Source organism: Halalkalicoccus subterraneus, assembly GCF_003697815.1.
GTDB classification, from domain to species: domain Archaea; phylum Halobacteriota; class Halobacteria; order Halobacteriales; family Halalkalicoccaceae; genus Halalkalicoccus; species Halalkalicoccus subterraneus.
Genome location: NZ_RDQG01000028.1, coordinates 16,402 through 35,732, shown reverse-complemented (window position 1 = coordinate 35,732; position 19,331 = coordinate 16,402). Strand labels below are relative to the sequence as shown.

Here is a 19,331-nt window from a genome sequence, read left to right as displayed (position 1 = left end):
GTCGCGCGCGTATCGCCACCCATGTTCCCGACCGATGGCGCTGACCACGAACGGGGGGCGATCGAGCGGACCCGCCGGCGGCTCTACGCCGGGGCAGGCCTCTGTGTGGGGAGCGTCCTCGGAACTGCCGGGGCGGCACTGCTCGACCTGCCCGTCGCGCTGGCGTTGTTCGGCGGGGCCGTCCCCGTACTGGGCTTGCAGACGTATCGGGAGTACCGCCTGTTCGAACGCCTCCAGCGCCGACCCGACCGCGTCGGCGACGCGCCCGGCCGAGAGACGGCCTCGTAATCAGTCCCGGCGTCCCGCGTGGCCCGGATAGTCGCGCTCGAACCGATCGGAGAGCTCCTCACCGTCGATTCGGATCACCGTCGGTCGCCCGTGCGGGCAGGCATACGGGTTCTCACAGGCGTCGAGCGCCGCCAGTAGCTCGACGACAGACCCCTCCGTCAGCGAGGTATTGCCCGTCACGGCAGGGTAGCACGCGAGGTCGCCCAGCAGGTCGTCGACGGTCGAATCGACCGTATCGCTGGGGTCACCCGAGACGCATTCGTCGAGGGCATCCCGCAGGAGTTCGGGCGACAGCGTCGCGTCGAAGGCGGTCGGGACGGTCGTGACCCGCGCCGTCCGCCCGTCGAGGCTCGCGGCGAACCCGAGATGCGCGAGCGCGTCCTCGTAGGCGGTGAACAGCTCGGCCTCGCGGGCCGTCAGTTCGAGTTCGACCGGCGTGGCGAGCGCCTGGGTCGTCGTCTCGCCGCCCAGTTCCTCCCGGAGGCGTTCGTAGTGGACCCGTTCGTCGGCGGCGTGCTGGTCGACGAGGAGGAGTCCGTCGTCGGCCGCACAGACGACGTACGTTCCCTGTAGCTGGCCGAGCACCCGCAGGTCGGGCAGTCGCTCGTAGTCCGGCGAGCGTGGCTCGCCGACCGTCGTCTGGGTCGCCGGGGCACGAAACCGGCGTTCGCCCGACTCGTCGCCCCTCGTCTCTCGCCCACCCGTAACGCCTCCCTCCGCGCTCGTTTCGCCACCGGTGCCCGATGTCCCGGTGGCGTCGCCGACCCCGTGAGTTCGCGACGGAGATCGTTCCGCCGAGCCGCCGGTGTCCGACCCGGTCCCGGACGCCCCCGACGGGGACGACGAGCCACCCGCCGCGTCGTTCTCCCCGGACTCCGGCGCGATCGCCGTCTCCTCGGGGGTCGACCGCCCGCGCGGGGCCGACGCCCGGATCAGCCCGTGTTCGAGCAGGGTGTTCTCTACGGTCTCCTCGATCTGCTCGCGAATGGCGTCTTCCTCGCCGAAGCGGACCTCCATCTTCCGGGGGTGGACGTTCACGTCGACCGTTTCGGGTGGGACGTCGAGATCGAGAACGGCGAACGGATACCTGTCGGGGGCCAACTGCGTGCCGTAGGCATCGATGACGGCCGACCGAACCGTTTTCGCACGGACGTACCGCCCGTTGACGTACGTCGAGATGTACGCCGAGTTCGAGCGCGTGGTTTCGGGGTCGCTGACGTAGCCCGAAAGCCCCTCTAAGGGCCCCGACGCGAGCTCCCCAATCGGAACCATCGCGCGGGCGACTTCCCGGCCGTAGATCGAGAGTACTGTCGACTGGAGGTCGCCCTGACCGGTCGTCGCGAAGACCTCCCGACCGTCGTGTTCGAGCACGAACCTGACCGCCGGATTGGCGAGCGCATAGCGCGTGACGACGGTGTTGACGTGGTCGAACTCCGTCGCCTCGCGTTTGAGGTATTTCTTCCGAGCGGGCGTGTTGTAGAACAGATCCGTTACTTCGACGGCGGTCCCTTCGGGACAGCCCGCCGGCTCGCAGCCCTCGACCTCGCCACCCGCCAGTGTGAGTTTCGTCCCCGTCTCCCCGCCGCGGGGTTTCGTCGTGACGGTGAGTCGCGACACCGCGCCGATGGTATAGAGCGCCTCGCCCCGGAAGCCGAGCGTCGAGACACCTCGCTCCAAGTCCGAAATATCCCGGAGCTTGCTCGTGGTGTGCTGTTGGACCGCCTTCTTCGCGCTCGATTCGCTCATTCCGACCCCGTCGTCGGCGACCCGGATCCGGTCGATTCCGCCCGCATCGACCTCGACGGTGATTTCGCTTGCATCGGCGTCGAGACCGTTCTCGACGAGCTCCTTCACGACCGATGCGGGCCGTTCGACCACCTCGCCGGCGGCGATCTTGTCCACCGTCGCGGCGTCGAGCGCGCGGATCTCGTGTTCGTCGCGACTCATTCGCGAACCCTCGATTGCCACTCCTGGACCTTCCCGATCAACTCGACGGGCGAGACGTTCGCGAGCTCCGTCCCCGAGAGCTCCGCGAGGACCGCCTCGGCTTCGGGATCGAGCGGCTCGTCGGCGTCATCCCCGCTGTTCCCGCTGTCCCCGCCGTCGGTCGAGGCCGTTGCGAACTGTCCCGAGCCCACGTCGAAGACCACCTGCTGGGTTCCGGATCCCCCACTCGACTCGCTACCCCCGCCTTTCGCCTCGATCGCCTTCTCCGCGCGCAGTCGTTCGAGCACCTCGTCCGACCGCGAGACGACGGGGCCCGGAACGCCCGCAAGCCCCGCGACGTGGACCCCGTAGGAGCGGTCCGTCGGCCCCTCGCGGATCGTCCGCAGGAAGGTGACGTCGTCACCTTCGTCATCCACCGCGACGTGGACGTTCTCGACGCGCGGGAGGTGGTCGGCGAGCGCCGTCAGCTCGTGATAGTGGGTCGCAAACAGCGTCTTCGCGCGGGTCTCGTTGTGCAGGTACTCGGTGGTCGCCCACGCGATGCTGATCCCGTCGTAGGTCGCCGTTCCGCGGCCGACCTCGTCGAGGATCACCAGCGAGTCCTCCGTGGCCGAATGGAGGATGTTCGAGAGTTCCTGCATCTCGACCATGAACGTCGAGCGGCCCTGTGCGAGCTCGTCGAGCGCACCCACGCGGGTGTAGATCCCGTCGACGAGGCCGATTCTCGCGTACTCGGCGGGCACGAAACTCCCCACCTGCGCCAGCAGGACGATCAGCGCGACCTGGCGCATGTACGTGGATTTGCCGGACATGTTCGGGCCGGTGACGATCAGGAACTCGCGGTCATCAGTTAGGGAAAGGTCGTTCGGGACGAACTCCGTCGTCCGCTCGACGACCGGGTGCCGGCCCGCCTCGATGTCGAGCGCCCGAGAGTCCTCCAGCTCGGGGCGGACCCAACGGTTCTCGACGGCGTGGGTCGCGAGGCTCGCCAGAGTGTCGAGCTCCGCGATCGTCCGTCCGACGTCCTGCAGCAGATCCGCCCGCTCGGCGACCCGTTCGCGCAGCTCGCAGAACAGCTCGTACTCGAGTTCACCGCGCTGTTCTTCGAGTCGAAGCACCTCGCGCTCGCGCTCCTCGAGGGCGTCGGTGGTGAAGCGCACCGAGTTCTTCAGCGTCTTCACCTGCCGGTAGCTCTCGGGAACCGTCTCGGCCTCGCTCTTGCCGACCTGGATGTAATATCCATCGGTTTTGTTGCGGTCGACCTGCAGGTGAGTGATTCCATGAGCCTCCTTCTCCCGCTCGCCGAGGGTGTCGATCCACTCCAGTGCCGCCTCGTGGCGCCCGACCAGCTCGTCGAGATCGGCGTCGTAGCCCCGGTCGATCAGCCCGCCCTCTTTGAGTGTTTTCGGCGGCTCTTCGGCCAACGCCTCACTGAGCGCTTCGCGGAGCTCCGCCGCGGCCTCGCGGTCCGGTCGCTCGACGACCTTCGATACCGGTGAGTCCGCGAGCCGGTCGTCGTCCGCTATCAGGTCGGCGAGGGCGGGCAGGAGGGCGAGGGTGTCGCGCGCCCGCAGCAGGGCGTGTGCGTCGGCGCTGCCGTGGGTCGCCCGGCCCGCGAGCCGTTCGAGGTCGGAGGCCTCCCCGAGCAGCTCCCGGAGGTCCTCGCGGGCCAGCGCGCGCTCTGCGAGCGCCGCCACGGACTCCTGGCGGCGATGGAGCTCGCGGAGCGACCGCCGGGGGCGCCCGAGCCACTCCTTCAGCAGCCGCCCGCCCGCGCTCGTGACGGTGTGGTCGACCGTCTCGAACAGTGACCGGCCCGCGCCGGTCATCGTTTCAGTGATCTCGAGGTTGCGCTGGGTCGTGACGTCACACGAGGCGAAGTCGTCGGCGCCGTAGGGCTGCAGCCGCGTCATCGAGGGAAGCACTCCCAATCCCGTCTCCGCGACGTACGAGAGCACCGCGCCCGCCGCGCGGACCTCCGGGCCCTCGGGCTCCAGATCCAGGCTCGCCAGCGTCTCGCGGCCGAACTGCTCCCTGGTAGTGTGGGTCGCCGCGCCGGGCGCAAAGGCGTTCTCCTCGTGGCGGGTCACCTCGGCGTCGGTCCGTTGAGAAAGCGAGTTGAGAAAGTCCTCGTCCTCTCTAAGATCTGGTCCTGGCAGGATCTCGACGGGGTCGTAGCGGTAGCATTCGGTGATCGCACGCGCCGCGGCGTCCTCGCCCTCGACCCGAGTGACGAGGAATCGTCCGGTCGTCACCTCCGCGAACGCGAGTCCGTAGCAGTCATCGGCGACGCGGACGATCCCCGCGAGGTATCGAGCGTCCTCGTCGCTCGTCTCGATGAGCGTACCCGGCGTCGCCACCCGGACGATCTCGCGGGCGTGGCCCCCGTCGTCGGTGTCGTACTGTTCTGCGACCGCGACCCGGTAGCCCCGCTCGACCAGCGCCTTGAGATACGGCGTGAGCTCCGAGAGGGGCACGCCCGCCATCGGGTACGACGAGCCGTGGGAGGACTTCTCCGAGACTCGCAGGTCGAGTTCCTCCGCCACTAACTCGGCGTCGTCGGCGAAGAACTCATAAAAATCCCCACACTGCATCGTCAACAGATCGGCGTCGGTCCCCTCCTTCAACCCGAGGAACTCCCCGACGATTCCGCCCTCTGTCATGACGTAACGGTCGCCCGTGATCGCCAAAACCGTGTCGGGTTCACGCCGACGCGGAGTCGTCGGCGTAGAGCCGAACCAGCCCGCACTCCGGACAGGCCCACGCCGTGACCGGCAGCGTTTCCTTCATTCCGAGCTTCCCGAGCACGCCGCCGGCAGACTCGTCGGTGCGGAGCTTCACCGCCTCGCGGTCGGCCGAACCGATCAGCGTTCCGGTGTCCATCGTCACCCCACAGTCGGGACAGCGTCTCTCGTCCATGGTGGGGTTCGAGCAGCGATCTCCAAACCCGTTGTGGCCGAACCGTCGGGGCTTTCCTCCCGTCTCCCCGTAGCTCACACATGGACAAACAGGCGCTACGCGAGCGGATATGGGACGCGCTCGAATCGGAGGGGATCGCCCGGTTCCCGTTCCCGCCCCACGGCCGGATCCCCAACTTCGCGGGGGCCGACGAGGCGGCCGAACGACTGGTCGAAACACCCGAGTGGGACGAGGTGGAGACGGTCAAGGCCAACCCCGACGCCCCGCAACTTCCCGTACGCCGGCGAGCGCTCCGTGAGGGCAAGACCCTCTACATGGCCCAGCCGCGGCTGAAAAGCGAGAAACCGTTCCTCGAACTCGATCCTGCCGAGGTGAGCGATATCGACGAAGCGACGACCGTTTCAGGGGTAGCGAAACACGGCGTTCCGAGAGGTCCCGACGGGATGCCCGCGATCGACCTCGTGGTGTCGGGCAGCGTGGCGATGACCGAAACCGGCGCGCGGGTCGGCAAGGGCGAGGGCTACTCGGACCTCGAATTCGCGGTCCTCCGTGAACTCGACCTCGTCGACGACGACACCCCGACGGCGACGACCGTCCACGAGACGCAGGTGGTCGACGACGCTCCCGCCCCCGCCGCCCACGACGTGCCGATGGATCTCGTATGTACCCCCGAACGCGTGATTCGGACCGAGGGCGGGGAGAAACCGTCGGGGATCGACTGGTCGCTGCTCCCCGCGGAGCGAATCGCGGAGATCCCGGTGCTCGATCGCGTTCGCTAGTCCGGCGCCCCGTCGAGCGCGTCCCGGACCGCCAGCGTCCGTTCGATCACTGTCTCAGGGTCGGGCGCGACCAACTTGACGATCGCCTCCTTGCCGACCTCTCCGCGGTCGATCACGGCCGCGGGCGTCTCCTCGACGTCGAACGCCTGGCGAGCGCCCCACCCCATCGTACTACCCTCCGCCGCTTTCACGTTCTCGGGCTCCTCGCCCCGGTCGAACTCGGCGATCGGGGCGTCGAGGGCGTCGAGCGCCGCCTCGACGTCGTCGTCGAACCGGCAGTTCACCGCGAATCGGAGGTCGGGCGCGAACTCGCGGGCCGACAGCAGGAAGCGCGCGACGTGACTCGACGCCCCGAAGCGAACCCCCCGATTGGGCGCGATGCCCGACATCGTTCTCGTGATCCGTCCCTCGACGGCGGCGGTCTCGCCCACTGATTCGGCGTAGGGTGTCGCCCCGACGACGTTCATCCCCACCTCGGGGACGAGTTCTCGAAGGTCCTCCGCGACGAACCGCTCGACGATTCCTTGCACTCTCTCGGCCGTCGGCTCGCGCTCGGCGCGGTCTCGGAGGCTGGCGAGGTGGTGGACCGCCCCCGGACCCTCTCCCACGTCGAGCGAGTACCTGACGGCGCGCTCCATGAAGTCGAGCGCGCCCGGGACCGCTCGGTCGAGGTCCTCGCCGCGTGCGAGGCGGGCGGCGATCGCCGACCCGAGGGTACAGCCCGAGCCGTGGGTCGCCTCGGTGTCGACCCGCGCGTGCTCGAAGACCTCGCTTCCCTCGTCCGTCACGAGCACGTCCTGTACGTCCTCGGTCGGCAGGTGTCCGCCCTTGACGAGCGCCGCCTCCGCACCCGTTTCGACGAGCGCCTCGCCGACCTCGCGGGCGTCGTCGGCGTCCTCGGGATCGATCCCGGTCAGGACGGCGGCCTCGTCGGCGTTCGGTGTCACCACGGTGGCCTCGGCGATCAGTGCCTCGTAGGCCGCCTCGGCCTCGGGTTCGAGCAGTCGATCCCCGCTGGTTGCGACCATCACCGGGTCGATCACCGCCGGTCCGTCGTAGTCGGCGAGCGTTTCGACCACTAGCTCGACGATCCCGCTCGTCGCGAGCATGCCGGTCTTGATCGCGCCCACCTCGAAGTCGTCCGTCACGGCCTCGATCTGGGCGTCGATCTCCGCGGTGGGGAGAACGTGCGAGCGCTCGACCCCGCGGGTGTTTTGGGCGGTGACCGCGGTGATCGCGCTCGTCGCGAACACTCCATGCGATTCCATCGTCTTGACGTCGGCCTGGATCCCCGCGCCGCCGCCCGAATCGCTGCCCGCGATCGTCAGTGCCACCGGCGGGGTGTGCGGGGCCGGTCTGCGGGTCATTCTTCGCCCTCCAACTCGGCCATTCCCTCTTCGAAGGCCGCCCAAAAGGGATCGCGCTCGGGGCGCTCTACGGGTTCGCCGTCGAAGTAGACGCCCGTGCCCGCGCTCGCCTCGCCGACGCGCGCCGCCGGGATGTCTTCCGATTCGAGCGCCGAGAGCACGTCCGTGGCCCCGCCGCTCTCGACGGTCACCAGCAGGGTCCCCTCGCTGATCGAGATCCACGGGTCGATCTCGAAGGCCCCGCAAGTCTCCTCGACCCCGCCCAGGACCGGTACCGCGTCGCGCTCGACGTCGATCCGCACGCCGCCGGCCCGTGCAATCTCGTGGAGCCCTCCATACATCCCGCCCTCGGTGGCGTCGTGCATCGCCGTGACCGGTCCGGCCGCGGCCGCGACCAACGCGTCACGCACGGGGCTCATGTCGTAAAAACGCTCCTTTGCGGCCTCCATCGCTTCCCCATCGAGATCGAGGAGGTCCTCGAACTGGATCGCGAGCAGCCCCGTCGCCTCGATCGCCGGTCCCTTCGTGACGATCACCTCGTCGCCCGCCCGCGCGCCGTCCGGGCGCACCAGATCCGCGGGATCGCCGACGGCGAGTGCGGTGCCGCCGCCGACCATCGGGTAGTTACAGCCCGCGTATCGCCCGGTGTGGCCGGTCACGACCGAGACGCCAAGGTCCTCGGCCTCGGCGTGCATCGTCTTCCAGACCGTCGCGAACTGCTCGTCGGTGATCTCGGCGGGCAGGTTGAGGTCGATCGAGAGGTGCGTCGGGCGGAGCCCGGAGACCGCGACGTCGCTCATCAGGATGTGGAAGGCGAACCACGCCGCCCGGTCGAAGCCCAACGAGGGCATGACGAAGACGGGGTCGGTCGCGAGCGCGACGACCCGATCGCCCACGTCGATTACCCCGAAATCGACGCCGTGCTGTGGCCCGAGCCGGACGTCCTCCCGGTCGGCACCGAGGTGCGGGTAGATCTGCTCGTCGAAGAACTCGCGGTCGATCTTGCCCAGATCGCTCATGGGTGAGCAATGACGCTGTGGTACTTAGCGGTGGTGATCGAGCCACTGCCGGCCCAAAGGCTTTCTCCTCCGGCCGATTGGTACCGATATGACCAACGTTTCGACGGTACTTCTCCCGGTCGGCGTGCTCGGCCTGTTGTTCGGCGCCGTCCCGCTGCCGGGCACCGGACTGCTCTACGGGATCCTCGTGACCCTTGCCGGGCTCGCCGCTTGGAAGACCGGCCACTGATCGGTCAGTTCAGATGCCGGGTCAAGCCCTTTGGGCGTTCCCCGACCACGATACGTGTGATCAAGATCTCGACGATCGTGATACTGCTGGGTATCGTCCTCGGTATCGGCCTGCTGCCGATCCCCATCCCCGGAATCGGGCTCGGCCTCGGGTTGCTGGTCGTCGGTCTCGGGGTCGTCCTGCGGCTGCTCGGCCTCTGAGGCGGCTTCGAGGAATCGGGGTTCGCTTCCGATACTATAAGTAGCAGTGGACTAGACTTCCCGGCAATGAGCGGGGAGTCGCACAAGCGACCGTGGTTCGCGGCCTTTCTAGCGATCGCCGTTCCCGGCCTCGGCCACGTCTACCTCCGGGCCTGGTTCCGTGCCCTGTTGTGGTTCTGGATGGTCGTCCTCTCGTTCGTCCTGTTCGTTCCGGAGGGGCTCGTCGACGGGGTCAACTCGTTCGGCGACGCCCTCGCGCTTTCCGCGGACCTTCCGTTCGAGGCACAGCTAGCGCTCTTCGTCGTGATCGGGTTCAGCGCCGCCGACGCCTACTGGCAGGCGAGTCAGGAGCGCCAGCGCGTCGAGGGCCACCGCTGCCCGCACTGCGGACGCGAGGTCGACGACCTCGAACTCGACTTCTGTCACTGGTGTACCGAACCGCTCGACCCCGAGGCCGAACCCGAAGGACCCGACCTCACTTCTCGATGATGCGCTCCTCGACGGCCTCGCCGAAGTGGCGCGCAACCGCCTCGTAGTAGAGCAACACCTCGTCGCCCTCCTCGAGGTCGGTCACGGCTTTTCGCCCCTCGCGGGTCCGGACCTTGATGGTTTCTGCGTTCTGGAGCAACGTCGCGACCCGATCCCCGTTCTCGGTTTCGGCCTCGACGCGGAACATCGGCCGGCTCTCGATCTTCACGCGGCCGACGATCGCCTCGCGGGTCTCCCCGTTCGCGTCGACGATCTGGACCTCGTCGCCGCTTTCGAGCTCCGAGAGGTACTTCGTGCCGCCGTCCGGCGTGCGAACGTAGGCGTGGACCGCCCCGGCGTTGACCCGGAAGGGCCGCGAGGCGACGTACGGCGACTCGGCGGTCTCGGCGTGGACGAAGAACAGTCCTCGACTCATCGATCCGACGAGCATCCCCTCGTCGTGGTCCATCAGGCTGCCCGTATCGACACAGACCCGGTCGGCACTGCCCGTTTGGGCGATCTCGGTGACCGTCGCCCAGTCCAGATCGAGGTGTTCGCGCTCGGCGCTGTCGCGTACGGCGACCGTCTCGCGGATCGTATCGGGATCGTCCGAATCGAGTAACACGGCGTCCGCACCCAGTTCCAAGGTCTCGAAGGCGGTGCGGGCCTCCTCGGCGCTCTGGACGCCGGCGATCAGTTCGGTCTCTTCGCCGATCCGGGCGATCAGGTTCTCCAGCGGGATGATCGTCCAGTCCTCGCCGACGACGACCGTGTAGTCGGCCTCCTCGGCCGCCTGCTCGGCGAAGGACTCGTAGTACTCGTCGAAGATCCTGATATAGGCCCCCGTCGCGAGCTCCGCTTCGCGCCGCAGCGCCGAGAGGTCCGCCGACCCCGAGAAGTCCTCGGGGAGGTCGACGGTGCCGTCGCCCTCGCCTTTCTTGCCGACCACGACGGCGTCCGGGTCGGGCTCGGTCTCGGACTCCTCGGCGTCCATGACGTGGACGTCGCCACCCGAACGGAAGGCCGCGACGTTCACGCTGCCCAGTTCGCGCACGCGCTCGACGTCGTCCTCGTCGACGAGGACCCAGTCGACGCCGGCCTCCAGCCCGGCGGTGATTCGTCGTTTGCGCGTCTCCCAGTCGCCGACCGCGTCGTCGGCTTTCAGCCACACGGATCGCGTCATGTCTCGTCGCTCGCACGGGGCGGGCTTGAAACCAACCATTCGGGCCCGCCGCGCGCCCCGCTTCAGGCGATCTGCCAGCCGCCGTCGACGGGGAGCAGTTCGCCGGTGGTGTAGCCGGCAGCGTCGCTCGCGAGATAGAGGGTGGCGTCGGCCACGTCCTCAGGAAAGCCCGCCCGCCCCATCGGGATCGGTTTGAGGAACTCCCCGTCGCCGGCACGCTCCTGGGTGCGCTCGGTACCGTTCTCGGTGAACTCCGTGGCGATCTGACCCGGTGCGGTGGCGTTCACTCTGATCCCCTCCGAAGCGAGTTCGAGGGCCGCTCCCCGCGTCAACATCCGCAACGCACCTTTTGTGGTGTCATACGCCACTTGGCCGTGCTGGGCGAGGTTCGAGCTGATCGAGGCGGTATTAACGATCGCCCCCTCGGCCTCTCGGTCGAGCATGTCGTTCGCGGCGGCCTGGGTGCCGACGAACATTCCTCGAATGTTGACCTCGTAGCCCGTATCGAGGTCCTCGCTGTCGTACTCGGTGAACGAACCGCCGATGAACACGCCCGCGTTGTTGACCATGACGTCGACTCCCCCGTAGTCGCGGGCGGCCTCGACCACTGAGCGGACCTGCTCGGGGTCTGCGACGTCCGTCTCGACGAACTCGGCGTTACCCCCCGACTCCGCGATGACCTCGTGGGTCGGAACGTCGCTGTCGGGGTCCTTCGGTTCTTCCTGTTTATCGGCGACGATCACGGTCGCCTCCGCGTCGCCGAACGCCAGCGCGATCGCCCGGCCGATGCCCGAGGAACCGCCTGTCACGATCGCCGTCTCGTCCGCGAAGTCGTAGTGTACCTGTCCCATACTAGGGGGACCTCGCTCGTCGGCCAAACGAGTTGTGCCTGCGGTCGGCGACTACGCGTCGTCGAGTCCGACGTGTATCGAGACTCCCAGCGGCCGGTGGGCGTTGTTACCGTAGCCCTGCGTGTTCCACGGGTAGCTATCGTCCTCGATTTCCGTCTGTTCGGGATCGGGTTCGGCGACCCGCGTCGGCTGGATTCGTCCCGTCGTGTCGGTCGCCCGCGCGAGCAGTCGGTGCTTGCCCGCCTCAGGGTTCCACTCGGCCCGGAAGCGCCGCCATGCGTAGCGCCCGAGCGCTTGCTCCCCGAGGTCGGCGTCGACCCACGTCCCGCCGCCATCCGTCGAGAGTTCGACGCTCTCGACGGGGTTCTCGCCCGCCCACGCGAGCCCCTCTATCTCGACGGCCTCGTCCGCCGACAGGGTCGCACCGTCGGCGGGGGCCGTGATCAACGATTTGGGGAGTTGGTCGAAGAAGTAGGCGTGGCGCGGCTCGTCGGCCGCCATCTGCTCGTATGTATCCGTGGTCTCCACGCAGTCCAGTTCCTCGGGATCCGTCCCGTCGTCGAACCGCAGACGGTACTCCAACTGCTGTGGCCCTCCGCATCGGGTTCGAAGAACGTGCGGCCGTTGCCCGAACACTCCATCGTGTGAACGACCGACTCGGTGGGGTAGTCCTCGCGCAGTTCCTCGATCCCGACGGCGGGGCCGTCGGCGTCCGCCCCGGTCTCCCCGCTTCCCTCGACCAGCCCCGTCAGTGATACCGTCCATCCCTCGGCGTCGGTTTCGGGCGTCGGGTAGTGGTTCCGGATGTAGTGTGTCCCCGCTGGCGTCAACAGCCCGTCGAGATCCGATCGGGTGGCGACCTCGGCGTTCTCGGGTGATCGCGAAAGCACCGTGAGGTTCGGGAACTCCTCGTCAAGTGCCGGCTCGTCGCCGGGACGGAGCTCGCGTGGCATGGGCGGCGCTTTGCCGTCGCCGTCGTTAGTCGTTGTGCCTGCAGCCGTCTTCAGGCTTCGATCACGAGTCCTGCTTCCTCGATGGCCTCGTCGACGCTTGCGCCCTCGTGGATGATCGTCGAGACCGCCCGCGTGATCGCCTCGGGGTCGTCGTGCTGGAAGATCGACCGGCCCATCGAGATGCCCGCGCCGCCGGCGTCGACCGCCCCGCGGACCTTCTCGAGGGTGTCCTCGTCGGTGCCTCGCGCCCCGCCCGCGATCACGACGGGCAGGCGCGTCGACTCGATGACGTGCTGGAAGCTCTCGGCGTCGCCCGAGTAGCCCGTCTTGACGACGTCGGCGCCGAGTTCCTCCGCGAGGCGCACCGCGTGGCCCAGCGCCTCGGGGTCGGCGCTGTCGATTCCGGGCCCGCGCGCGTAGGCCATCGCCAGCACGGGGATGCCGAAGCGTTCCGCTTTCCCGCTCAGTTCGGCGAGCCCCTCGATCTGCTCGGGCTCGTAGTCCGAGCCGACGTTGATGTGGAAGGAGACGGCGTCCGCGCCCGCGCGGATCGCCTCCTCGATCGTGCAGGTCACGCGTTTGTCGTTCTCGTCGGGGCCGATGGTGGTCGAGCCGTTGACGTGGACGACGTAGCCCGCGCCGTTGGTGTTCGGATGGACTCGCGAGGCGATCCCCTTTTGCGTGAGCACGCAGTCCGCGCCGCCCCGGGTCACCGCGTCGATCGTCCCCTCGATGTCCTTTAGTCCCTTCACCGCGCCCATCGTGATCCCGTGGTCCATCGGGACGATGAGGTACTTTTCGCCGGTACTGATCCTGTCGAGTCGCGCGTCGAAGCCTGCGGTCATAGTATGAGACACTCCGGCATGGAGCGGTTATGGACGTTCCGGTTGCGGCCGGTCAGCCGCCCCCGCGAGCGCACCCTCCTTCAGTTCGCGAGCCTTGCGTTCGAGGCGTTCGGCGACGGTTCCATCGTCCGTATCGCCCTCGGCAATGATGTCGACCAGGGCCGAGCCGACGATAATCCCGTCCGCGCCGCCCGCGACGATGCGTTCCGCGTGTTCGCGCTCGCTGATCCCGAAGCCGACCGCCTTGGGGACGTCCCACTCCTCCAGGCGTTCGAGACTCGCGTCGGTCTGGTCGCTCACGTCGGCGCGCGCGCCCGTGGTTCCGAGGCGCGCCTGCACGTAGACGTAGCCCGAGACCTGGCTCATGATGCGTTCGAGGCGCTCGCCGCGCGTCGTCGGCGCGACGATGAACACCAAGTCCAGCCCGTAGGAATCGCAGGCCTCCCGGAGCGGGTCGGCCTCCTCGGCGGGCAGATCGGGAACGACGAACCCGTCGATACCGACCTCGGCAGCGCGCCGAACGAACGGCTCCGGTCCCTCCTCGTCGCCGTAGCGATAGATCAGGTTGTAGTAGGTCATGCAGACGATCGGCACCTCGATGTCGAGGTCCTCGACCAAGTCGAAGTAGGTCTCGGGGGTCATCCCGCCCGCGAGCGAGCGGACGATCGCGTTCTGGATGGTCGAGCCCTCCGCGATCGGCTCCGAGAACGGAAGGCCGAGTTCGACCACGTCCGCGCCGCCACGCACCAGCGCGCGGACGTACTCCTTGGTCGACTCGACGCCGGAAGACCGTAGGTCTTCCGAGCCTCCGGTCGCTTCGCTCCCGGAGACGCCTGAATCGCCCGCCGCGAGATAGGGGATAAAGGCCGGCCCGTCCGCGAAGGCCTCGTCGATACGACTCCGACTCATAGTCCCCCCTGGAAGACGTCCATGTCAGGTGCCCCTTCGATCTCGCGTTCGGCGGTCTCCTCGATCACCGATTCGAGGTCCTTGTCTCCGCGCCCCGAGACGTTGACGATCACGACCTCTCCCAAGTCCTCGTACTCCTCTTCGAGGAAGGCGAAGGCGTGGGCCGTCTCCAGCGCAGGGATGATTCCCTCCAACTGGGAGAGCCGGTGAAAGCCCTCGAGAGCCCCGTCGTCGTCGACGTTCACCGGAGTCACTCGCTCCTCGTCGACGAGATGGGCGAGTTCGGGGCCGACGCCCGCGTAGTCGAGCCCCGACGAGACCGAGTGTGACTCCATGATCTGGCCGTCCGAGTCCTGTAGCAGTTTGGTTCGCGCGCCGTGGAGGACGCCCTCGCTGCCAGTGGAAAGCGACGCGGAGTTCGGCGCCACGCCACCCTTCTCGTCCACTTCGAGGCTACTGCCGCCGGCCTCGACGGCATAGAGATCGACATCCTCCCCCATGAACTCGTGGAACGCCCCCATCGTGTTCGAGCCCCCGCCCGCACACGCGAGCACGCTGTCGGGCAATTGTCCTGTTTTCTCCTCGATCTGCCCGCGGGCCTCCTCACTGATCACCGCCTGAAAGTCCCGGACCATCCGCGGGAACGGATGCGGGCCCACGACGCTGCCGATCACGTAGTGGGTGTCCTCGACCGAGGTGGCCCAGTCGCGCATCGTCTCCGAGATGGCCTCCTTGAGGGTTCCCCGTCCCGTCGTCACGGGGTTCATTTCCGCGCCGTTCAGTCGCATTCGGAAGACGTTGGGACGCTGGCGGTTGATGTCGCGCTCGCCCATATAGATCTCGCAGTCCAGTCCCAGATGGGCACACGCCATCGCCGTCGCGGTGCCGTGTTGCCCGGCACCGGTCTCGGCGATGATCCGTTCCTTGCCCATGTATTTGGCGAGCAACGCTTGCCCGAGAGCGTTGTTCAGCTTGTGCGCCCCGCCGTGGAGGAGGTCCTCGCGTTTGAGATACACCTCCCGGTCGTAACGCGCCGAGAGCGCCTCGGCGTGCTGTAGCGGCGTGGGTCGCCCGCCGAAGTCCCGTAGACGGGCGCGGAAGTCGTCCATGAACCCGTCCTCGTTTTCGAGGACGTACCGCTGATACGCGTCCTCCAGCTCCTCGATCGCGGGCATCAGCGCCTCGGGTACGTACTGGCCGCCGTAGCGTCCGAACTTGGTCTCGTGCGTGCTCATTGCGTGGTGAACTCCTCGGTGTTCTCGCGTACGTCCCCGTCCATGATGGCGGTACCGATCAACAGCGCGTCCGCGCCCGCCGTCCGCATCCGCCGGACGTCCTCCTCCGAACTGATCCCGCTTTCTGCGACCAGTAGCACGTCCTCGGGGGCCTCCTTCGCGACCGACTCGAAGGTCGCGAGATCGACCTCCAACCGGGCGAGATCGCGGTTATTGATCCCGACGATCTCCGCGCCGGCCGCGAGCGCTTCCTCGAGTTCCTCGCGGGTGTGAACCTCGACCAGCGGCTGGAATCCCCGTTCTCTCGCCGCTTCGATAAGCCCCGCGAGGTCGTCGACGAACCGTGCGATTAGGAGAACGAGATCGGACTCGACGACGTCGAGCTGGTCCTCCCGAAGCAGGAAGTCCTTCCTGAGCACCGGCACGTCGACGGCCTCGCGCACCCGCTCCAGCGTTTCGGGCGACCCCCCGAAGTGCTCGGGCTCAGTCAGCACCGACAGCGCCGCCGCCCCGCCGGCGACCATTTCTCGAGCCAACTCGACGGGCTCGTCCTCCCGGACGCCCTCCGTCGTCGGGCTCGTGGGTTTGACCTCGGCGATTACGGGGACCCGTCCCTCGCGCTCCGCGGCGGCGACCGCCTCGGGGAACGACCGGGCCTCGACCGCAAGCGGCTCGTGCCCCCCTTCGCGCTCGCGGGCCGACCGAAGGATCGCCTCGACGGCGGGCGCGAGCGCATCACTAGTGTTCATCACTGTACGCTAACGTACTGATTTGCACATAAGACTTGCGCCACGGGGTTGAAGTCGCCCTCGGCCCTCCAATCGATATGGACGAAAGCGACACGGGAATCTACGCTCGGGCGCTCGGGGAGTTCGGTGTGGTGCGGATCGGGATCGCCTCCCGACGCGTCATCAGTCTCTCGATTCCCGAGGAGCCACCCGATGAGGCGACGCGTGGCCACCCGTTGCTCGATCAGATCGAGCGCGTTCTGGCCGGCGAGTCAGACGACTTCGAGGACGTCCCGATCGCGCTCACGGTCCCGACGGACCACCGTGCGGTGCTCGAACGGGTGCGCGAGGTCCCATACGGGGAGACGACGGACGTGGCGACCCTCACCCGGACGGTACCGGGGCTCGATTCCGAGGAGGACGAGGGGGTCGTCCGGGCCGCCCTGGAGGCCAATCCGGTTCCGATCCTGCTGCCCTCACACCGCGTCGTCGACGGTCCGAGCGCACTCCCTGCAGGGCTCGACCGACGGCTTCGGGAGCTCGAATCGAGCCCTTAGAGCCACTCGATCCCGATCCCCTCGTGGATCAGGAATTCGAGGGCGTTCACGAGGTAGTGTGCGAGGACGACCACGAGCAGGCTCTCGGTGACGATGAACGCCGCCGCGAGCGCGAACCCCAGCAGGCCGGTGACGACGATCCCGCTGGTGCCCTGTGCACCGTGGCCGAGCGCGAAGAGGATCGAGGACAGAACGGCCAGGAGCCACGGCGAAACGCCGTAGCCCGCCGCTACTGCGCCGATCAGCGCGGCCCGAAAGAGGACCTCCTCGAAGACGGCGATCACCGGAAGGACGAGCCCCAACAGTACCGCCCAGCCGCCCGGTGAATCCGGTGCGAGGAGCTCTCTGAGCCCCTCGTCGTACTCGACGTCCAGCCGGTCGGCGACCGCCCCACCCAGTTCCGAGGCGACGTAGAGGGCGGTCCCGACCGCGAGACCGGCACCGAGCGCCGCAGTCCCGGTCGACCCACCACTGACGCCGAGCGCGCTACGGGGAATCTGCGTGTACCACGCGGCGGCGAGAAGCAGGCTGAGAAAGACGCCCTGTGAAAGCGCGACGTTCACGAGCAAGAGGCCGCTCGTCGGCTCGACGTCGATGTCGGAATCGGGTTCGCTGATCGCGGTTTGCGAGGCGTGAGACAGCGCGAGAAGCAAGAGGGTGACGACGCCCGTCAGGCCGACGAACGTCGCCCAGTTGGCCACGCTACTGCGGCGTCGGAGAGCCGCTCGGGACCTGTCGGTCCCGATCGAGCGCGGTCGTGATGTTCTTCAGGCGATCGACCAGCCCGTCCTTTTCGGGTTCGCCGACCAGGGCGATGTCGAGCACCTGGCTGATGTGGCTGACGGGGACGACCTCGATCTGGTCCTTGTACTCGTCCTCGATCATGACGTCCTGCTCGTTGGACTTGGGGATGATCACCGTGTCGATACCGGCCTTCGCGGCCGCCTCGATCTTGTGGGTGACCCCACCGACGGGCAGTACGTCGCCCCGGACCGACAGCGAACCGGTCATGGCGACGTTCTGGGCGATCGGGATCTCCTCTAAGGCGCTGATCACTGCGGTCGCGATCGAGACGGACGCCGAATCGCCCTCCACGCCCTCGTAGGACTGGAGGAACTGGATGTGGACGTCCATCTCGTTGATGTCGTTGTTGGTGAACTTCTTGATGATCGCCGAGACGTTCTGGACCGACTCCTGGGCGATCTCCTGAAGCTTGCCCGTCGCGATCACTTCGCCGTGGCCCTGGGTGACCTCGGCCATGATCGGTTTCACGATCCCGCTGTCCCCGCCCATGACCGCCAGGCCGTTGACGCGGCCGACGACGCCGCCCTCGTTCATCGAGATGTCGTAGTCGCTGTAGCGCTCGATGAACGTATCGGCGAGCTGCTGTTCGATCGAGCGCGAGCGGTCCTTCGCGTCGAGGACGTGCTGGCGGGTCGTGAACTCGGCGTCCTCCGCGCGGGCGATGTCGCCTGCCACCCGGACCAGACCGCCGAGGTTACGGAATTCGAGCGTGAGATGGTCCTTTCGGCCCGACCGGCGCTTGGCCTCGAGGATGACCTCCTCGATCGCGTCACGGGTGAAGTGCGGGAGTCGGCCGTCCCTGTCGACCTCCTGGGCGACGAAACGGGCGTACTTGCGGCGCATCTCGGGGGTGTCATCGATGGTGTCGTCGAAGAACACCTCGTAGCCGTAGCCCTTGATCCGCGAGCGCAGCGCGGGGTGCATGTTCTCCAGTGCGTCCTGGTTGCCCGCCGCGACCATGATGAAGTCCGTCGGGACGGGCTCGGTCTGGACCATCGCGCCCGAGGAGCGCTCGCTTTGCCCGGTAATGGAGAACTCGCCCTCCTGGATCGCCGTCATCAGGTGCTGTTGGCTTCGCACGTCGAGCGTGTTGATCTCGTCGATGAACAGCACGCCGCGGTGGGCCTTGTGGATCCCGCCGGCCTCGACCCGGTCGTGGCTCGGCGTCTCCATGCCGCCCGACTGGAACGGGTCGTGGCGGACGTCGCCCAGCAGCGCGCCGGCGTGGGCGCCGGTCACGTCCTCGAAGGGCGCGGTGGTGCGGTCGGCGTTGTTGATCAGGAGGTTCGGGATCATCGCGTCGCTGCCGCGGTTCGCGTACTTGAACGCGAGGTAGATGATCGCGGCGGCGATGATTCCTAAGAGAATGTTCCCGATGAACAGCGAATACCCGAGGATCACGATGATGATCAGCCACATCAGGATGGTCCGCATCGTGTTTCGCTTGCGGGCTTCCTCCTTGTGGGCGTCGACGATCTGATCGCCCTTCCCTGCGGGCACGGTGCGAACCTTCGGCTCGTTGCCGTCGTCAGGGTTGTGGTAGATCAGGACGTCCTGGAGGTCCTCGTTCGGGAGGAGCTGGGTCATCGCTTTGGCCAGCATCGACTTCCCGGTGCCGGGCGCGCCGATCATGAGGATGTGCCGTCGCTGTTTGGCGGCCTTGCGGACGATCTCCTGGGCGTGGTCCTGGCCGATCACCTGATCGACGAGCTTCTCGGGGACTTTGATGTCCTCCGTGGACTCGATCTGCAACCCTCCCAGAAGGCCGCTTTCGTCCTCCTTGATGTCGGCGTCGAAACCGACGTCGACATCGCTGCCGAACCCATCCCCCGAGTCGTCCTGCGGGGATTCGTCTTGGGCGTCGTCGGGATCGATGTCCGACGACTCGCTCACCCCGTCTACGGGGCGATCTCCGGTGTCTCTCTCGTTGCTCATAGAATCTGGTCGCTGGTGGAAACGAGGGTTGCGCAACTGATATACTTTCTCCCTGCCGCCCTCAGTGGACGACTCGCTACGCTTTTGGTGGCTCGCACTGTCGGGTGGGTCAAGA

21 protein-coding genes are annotated in these 19,331 nt (G+C 67.6%); 6 read left to right on the top strand and 15 right to left on the bottom strand.

All coding sequences use genetic code 11. The annotated features are described in order from the left end of the window. Nucleotides 1–21: 21 nt before the first annotated feature. The gene (locus EAO80_RS08170; RefSeq protein WP_122089434.1) at nucleotides 22–288 is read left to right on the top strand and encodes a hypothetical protein; all 267 of its coding nucleotides are present in this window, start codon (nucleotides 22–24) and stop codon (nucleotides 286–288) included. Here the strand turns inward: EAO80_RS08170 and mutL are convergent, their stop codons facing one another. The 3 genes from mutL to EAO80_RS08155 are packed head-to-tail and all read right to left on the bottom strand — an operon-like array spanning nucleotide 289 to nucleotide 5,154. Then, nucleotides 289–2,235, bottom strand: a complete 1,947-nt coding sequence (gene mutL / locus EAO80_RS08165; protein WP_122089433.1) for a DNA mismatch repair endonuclease MutL — start codon at nucleotides 2,233–2,235, stop codon at nucleotides 289–291. Next, entirely contained in the window at nucleotides 2,232–4,898 is a 2,667-nt protein-coding gene (gene mutS / locus EAO80_RS08160) for a DNA mismatch repair protein MutS (protein WP_122089442.1), read from the bottom strand. Before mutS ends, mutL begins: the two co-directional genes overlap by 4 nt. Before the next feature lie 40 nt (nucleotides 4,899–4,938). Next, a complete protein-coding gene (locus tag EAO80_RS08155) occupies nucleotides 4,939–5,154 on the bottom strand; it encodes a PF20097 family protein (RefSeq protein ID WP_122089432.1) in 216 nt (71 codons plus the stop codon). An 80-nt stretch (nucleotides 5,155–5,234) separates the two neighbouring features. Between EAO80_RS08155 and EAO80_RS08150 the strand changes: the two genes are divergently transcribed. After that, nucleotides 5,235–5,933 (top strand): 5-formyltetrahydrofolate cyclo-ligase, encoded by a 699-nt coding sequence (locus EAO80_RS08150; protein WP_122089431.1) that lies wholly within the window; start codon nucleotides 5,235–5,237, stop codon nucleotides 5,931–5,933. Here the strand turns inward: EAO80_RS08150 and thiD are convergent. Next, nucleotides 5,930–7,300 carry a bifunctional hydroxymethylpyrimidine kinase/phosphomethylpyrimidine kinase gene (gene thiD, locus EAO80_RS08145; protein WP_122089430.1) on the bottom strand — a complete coding sequence of 457 codons (1,371 nt, stop codon included), beginning with the start codon at nucleotides 7,298–7,300 and terminating at the stop codon, nucleotides 5,930–5,932. The two genes, EAO80_RS08150 and thiD, sit on opposite strands and share 4 nt — an antisense overlap. After that, on the bottom strand, nucleotides 7,297–8,319 hold the full coding sequence (locus EAO80_RS08140) for an AIR synthase family protein (protein ID WP_122089429.1): 1,023 nt from the start codon (nucleotides 8,317–8,319) through the stop codon (nucleotides 7,297–7,299). Before EAO80_RS08140 ends, thiD begins: the two co-directional genes overlap by 4 nt. An 88-nt stretch (nucleotides 8,320–8,407) precedes the next feature. On the opposite strand from EAO80_RS08140, the gene EAO80_RS19620 reads away from it, so the two are divergent. The 3 genes from EAO80_RS19620 (at nucleotide 8,408) to EAO80_RS08135 (ending at nucleotide 9,237) form a co-directional block, all read left to right on the top strand. Further along, complete coding sequence (locus tag EAO80_RS19620; RefSeq protein ID WP_162993924.1) at nucleotides 8,408–8,548, top strand: hypothetical protein; 141 nt, start codon at nucleotides 8,408–8,410, stop codon at nucleotides 8,546–8,548. Between the two features lie 56 nt (nucleotides 8,549–8,604). Next, nucleotides 8,605–8,748 carry a hypothetical protein gene (locus EAO80_RS19615; RefSeq protein WP_162993923.1) on the top strand — a complete coding sequence of 48 codons (144 nt, stop codon included), beginning with the start codon at nucleotides 8,605–8,607 and terminating at the stop codon, nucleotides 8,746–8,748. A gap of 66 nt (nucleotides 8,749–8,814) precedes the next feature. Continuing rightward, nucleotides 8,815–9,237, top strand: coding sequence for a zinc ribbon domain-containing protein (locus tag EAO80_RS08135; RefSeq protein ID WP_122089428.1), 423 nt, complete (start codon nucleotides 8,815–8,817; stop codon nucleotides 9,235–9,237). On the opposite strand, the gene EAO80_RS08130 is transcribed toward EAO80_RS08135, so the two are convergent. The 8 genes from EAO80_RS08130 to trpC all read right to left on the bottom strand — a co-directional run bounded on the left by EAO80_RS08130 (nucleotide 9,224) and on the right by trpC (nucleotide 15,941). Further along, the gene (locus EAO80_RS08130) at nucleotides 9,224–10,399 is read right to left on the bottom strand and encodes a 3-dehydroquinate synthase II (RefSeq protein ID WP_122089427.1); all 1,176 of its coding nucleotides are present in this window, start codon (nucleotides 10,397–10,399) and stop codon (nucleotides 9,224–9,226) included. The two genes, EAO80_RS08135 and EAO80_RS08130, sit on opposite strands and share 14 nt — an antisense overlap. A gap of 62 nt (nucleotides 10,400–10,461) precedes the next feature. Continuing rightward, nucleotides 10,462–11,250, bottom strand: coding sequence for an SDR family NAD(P)-dependent oxidoreductase (locus tag EAO80_RS08125; RefSeq protein ID WP_122089426.1), 789 nt, complete (start codon nucleotides 11,248–11,250; stop codon nucleotides 10,462–10,464). Nucleotides 11,251–11,301: 51 nt separating this feature from the next. After that, complete coding sequence (locus EAO80_RS20290) at nucleotides 11,302–11,751, bottom strand: Ig-like domain-containing protein (protein WP_245998530.1); 450 nt, start codon at nucleotides 11,749–11,751, stop codon at nucleotides 11,302–11,304. Further along, nucleotides 11,694–12,203, bottom strand: coding sequence for a molybdopterin-dependent oxidoreductase (locus EAO80_RS20285; protein ID WP_245998529.1), 510 nt, complete (start codon nucleotides 12,201–12,203; stop codon nucleotides 11,694–11,696). Before EAO80_RS20285 ends, EAO80_RS20290 begins: the two co-directional genes overlap by 58 nt. 50 nt (nucleotides 12,204–12,253) lie before the next feature. Beyond that, nucleotides 12,254–13,048, bottom strand: a complete 795-nt coding sequence (locus tag EAO80_RS08115; protein ID WP_122089425.1) for a 2-amino-3,7-dideoxy-D-threo-hept-6-ulosonate synthase — start codon at nucleotides 13,046–13,048, stop codon at nucleotides 12,254–12,256. Nucleotides 13,049–13,075: 27 nt separating this feature from the next. Continuing rightward, entirely contained in the window at nucleotides 13,076–13,957 is an 882-nt protein-coding gene (gene trpA / locus EAO80_RS08110) for a tryptophan synthase subunit alpha (RefSeq protein WP_122089424.1), read from the bottom strand. Next, nucleotides 13,954–15,192, bottom strand: coding sequence for a tryptophan synthase subunit beta (gene trpB, locus EAO80_RS08105; RefSeq protein WP_122089423.1), 1,239 nt, complete (start codon nucleotides 15,190–15,192; stop codon nucleotides 13,954–13,956). Before trpB ends, trpA begins: the two co-directional genes overlap by 4 nt. Further along, nucleotides 15,189–15,941 carry an indole-3-glycerol phosphate synthase gene (gene trpC / locus EAO80_RS08100; RefSeq protein ID WP_122089422.1) on the bottom strand — a complete coding sequence of 251 codons (753 nt, stop codon included), beginning with the start codon at nucleotides 15,939–15,941 and terminating at the stop codon, nucleotides 15,189–15,191. Before trpC ends, trpB begins: the two co-directional genes overlap by 4 nt. 77 nt (nucleotides 15,942–16,018) lie before the next feature. Here trpC and EAO80_RS08095 point away from each other — a divergent pair, with 77 nt between their 5' ends. Continuing rightward, complete coding sequence (locus tag EAO80_RS08095) at nucleotides 16,019–16,477, top strand: MGMT family protein (RefSeq protein WP_122089421.1); 459 nt, start codon at nucleotides 16,019–16,021, stop codon at nucleotides 16,475–16,477. On the opposite strand, the gene EAO80_RS08090 is transcribed toward EAO80_RS08095, so the two are convergent. Further along, nucleotides 16,474–17,178, bottom strand: a complete 705-nt coding sequence (locus EAO80_RS08090) for a CPBP family intramembrane glutamic endopeptidase (protein ID WP_122089420.1) — start codon at nucleotides 17,176–17,178, stop codon at nucleotides 16,474–16,476. The two genes, EAO80_RS08095 and EAO80_RS08090, sit on opposite strands and share 4 nt — an antisense overlap. Before the next feature lies 1 nt (nucleotide 17,179). Next, the gene (gene lonB, locus EAO80_RS08085; RefSeq protein WP_122089419.1) at nucleotides 17,180–19,216 is read right to left on the bottom strand and encodes an ATP-dependent protease LonB; all 2,037 of its coding nucleotides are present in this window, start codon (nucleotides 19,214–19,216) and stop codon (nucleotides 17,180–17,182) included. Nucleotides 19,217–19,331 lie beyond the last annotated feature (115 nt).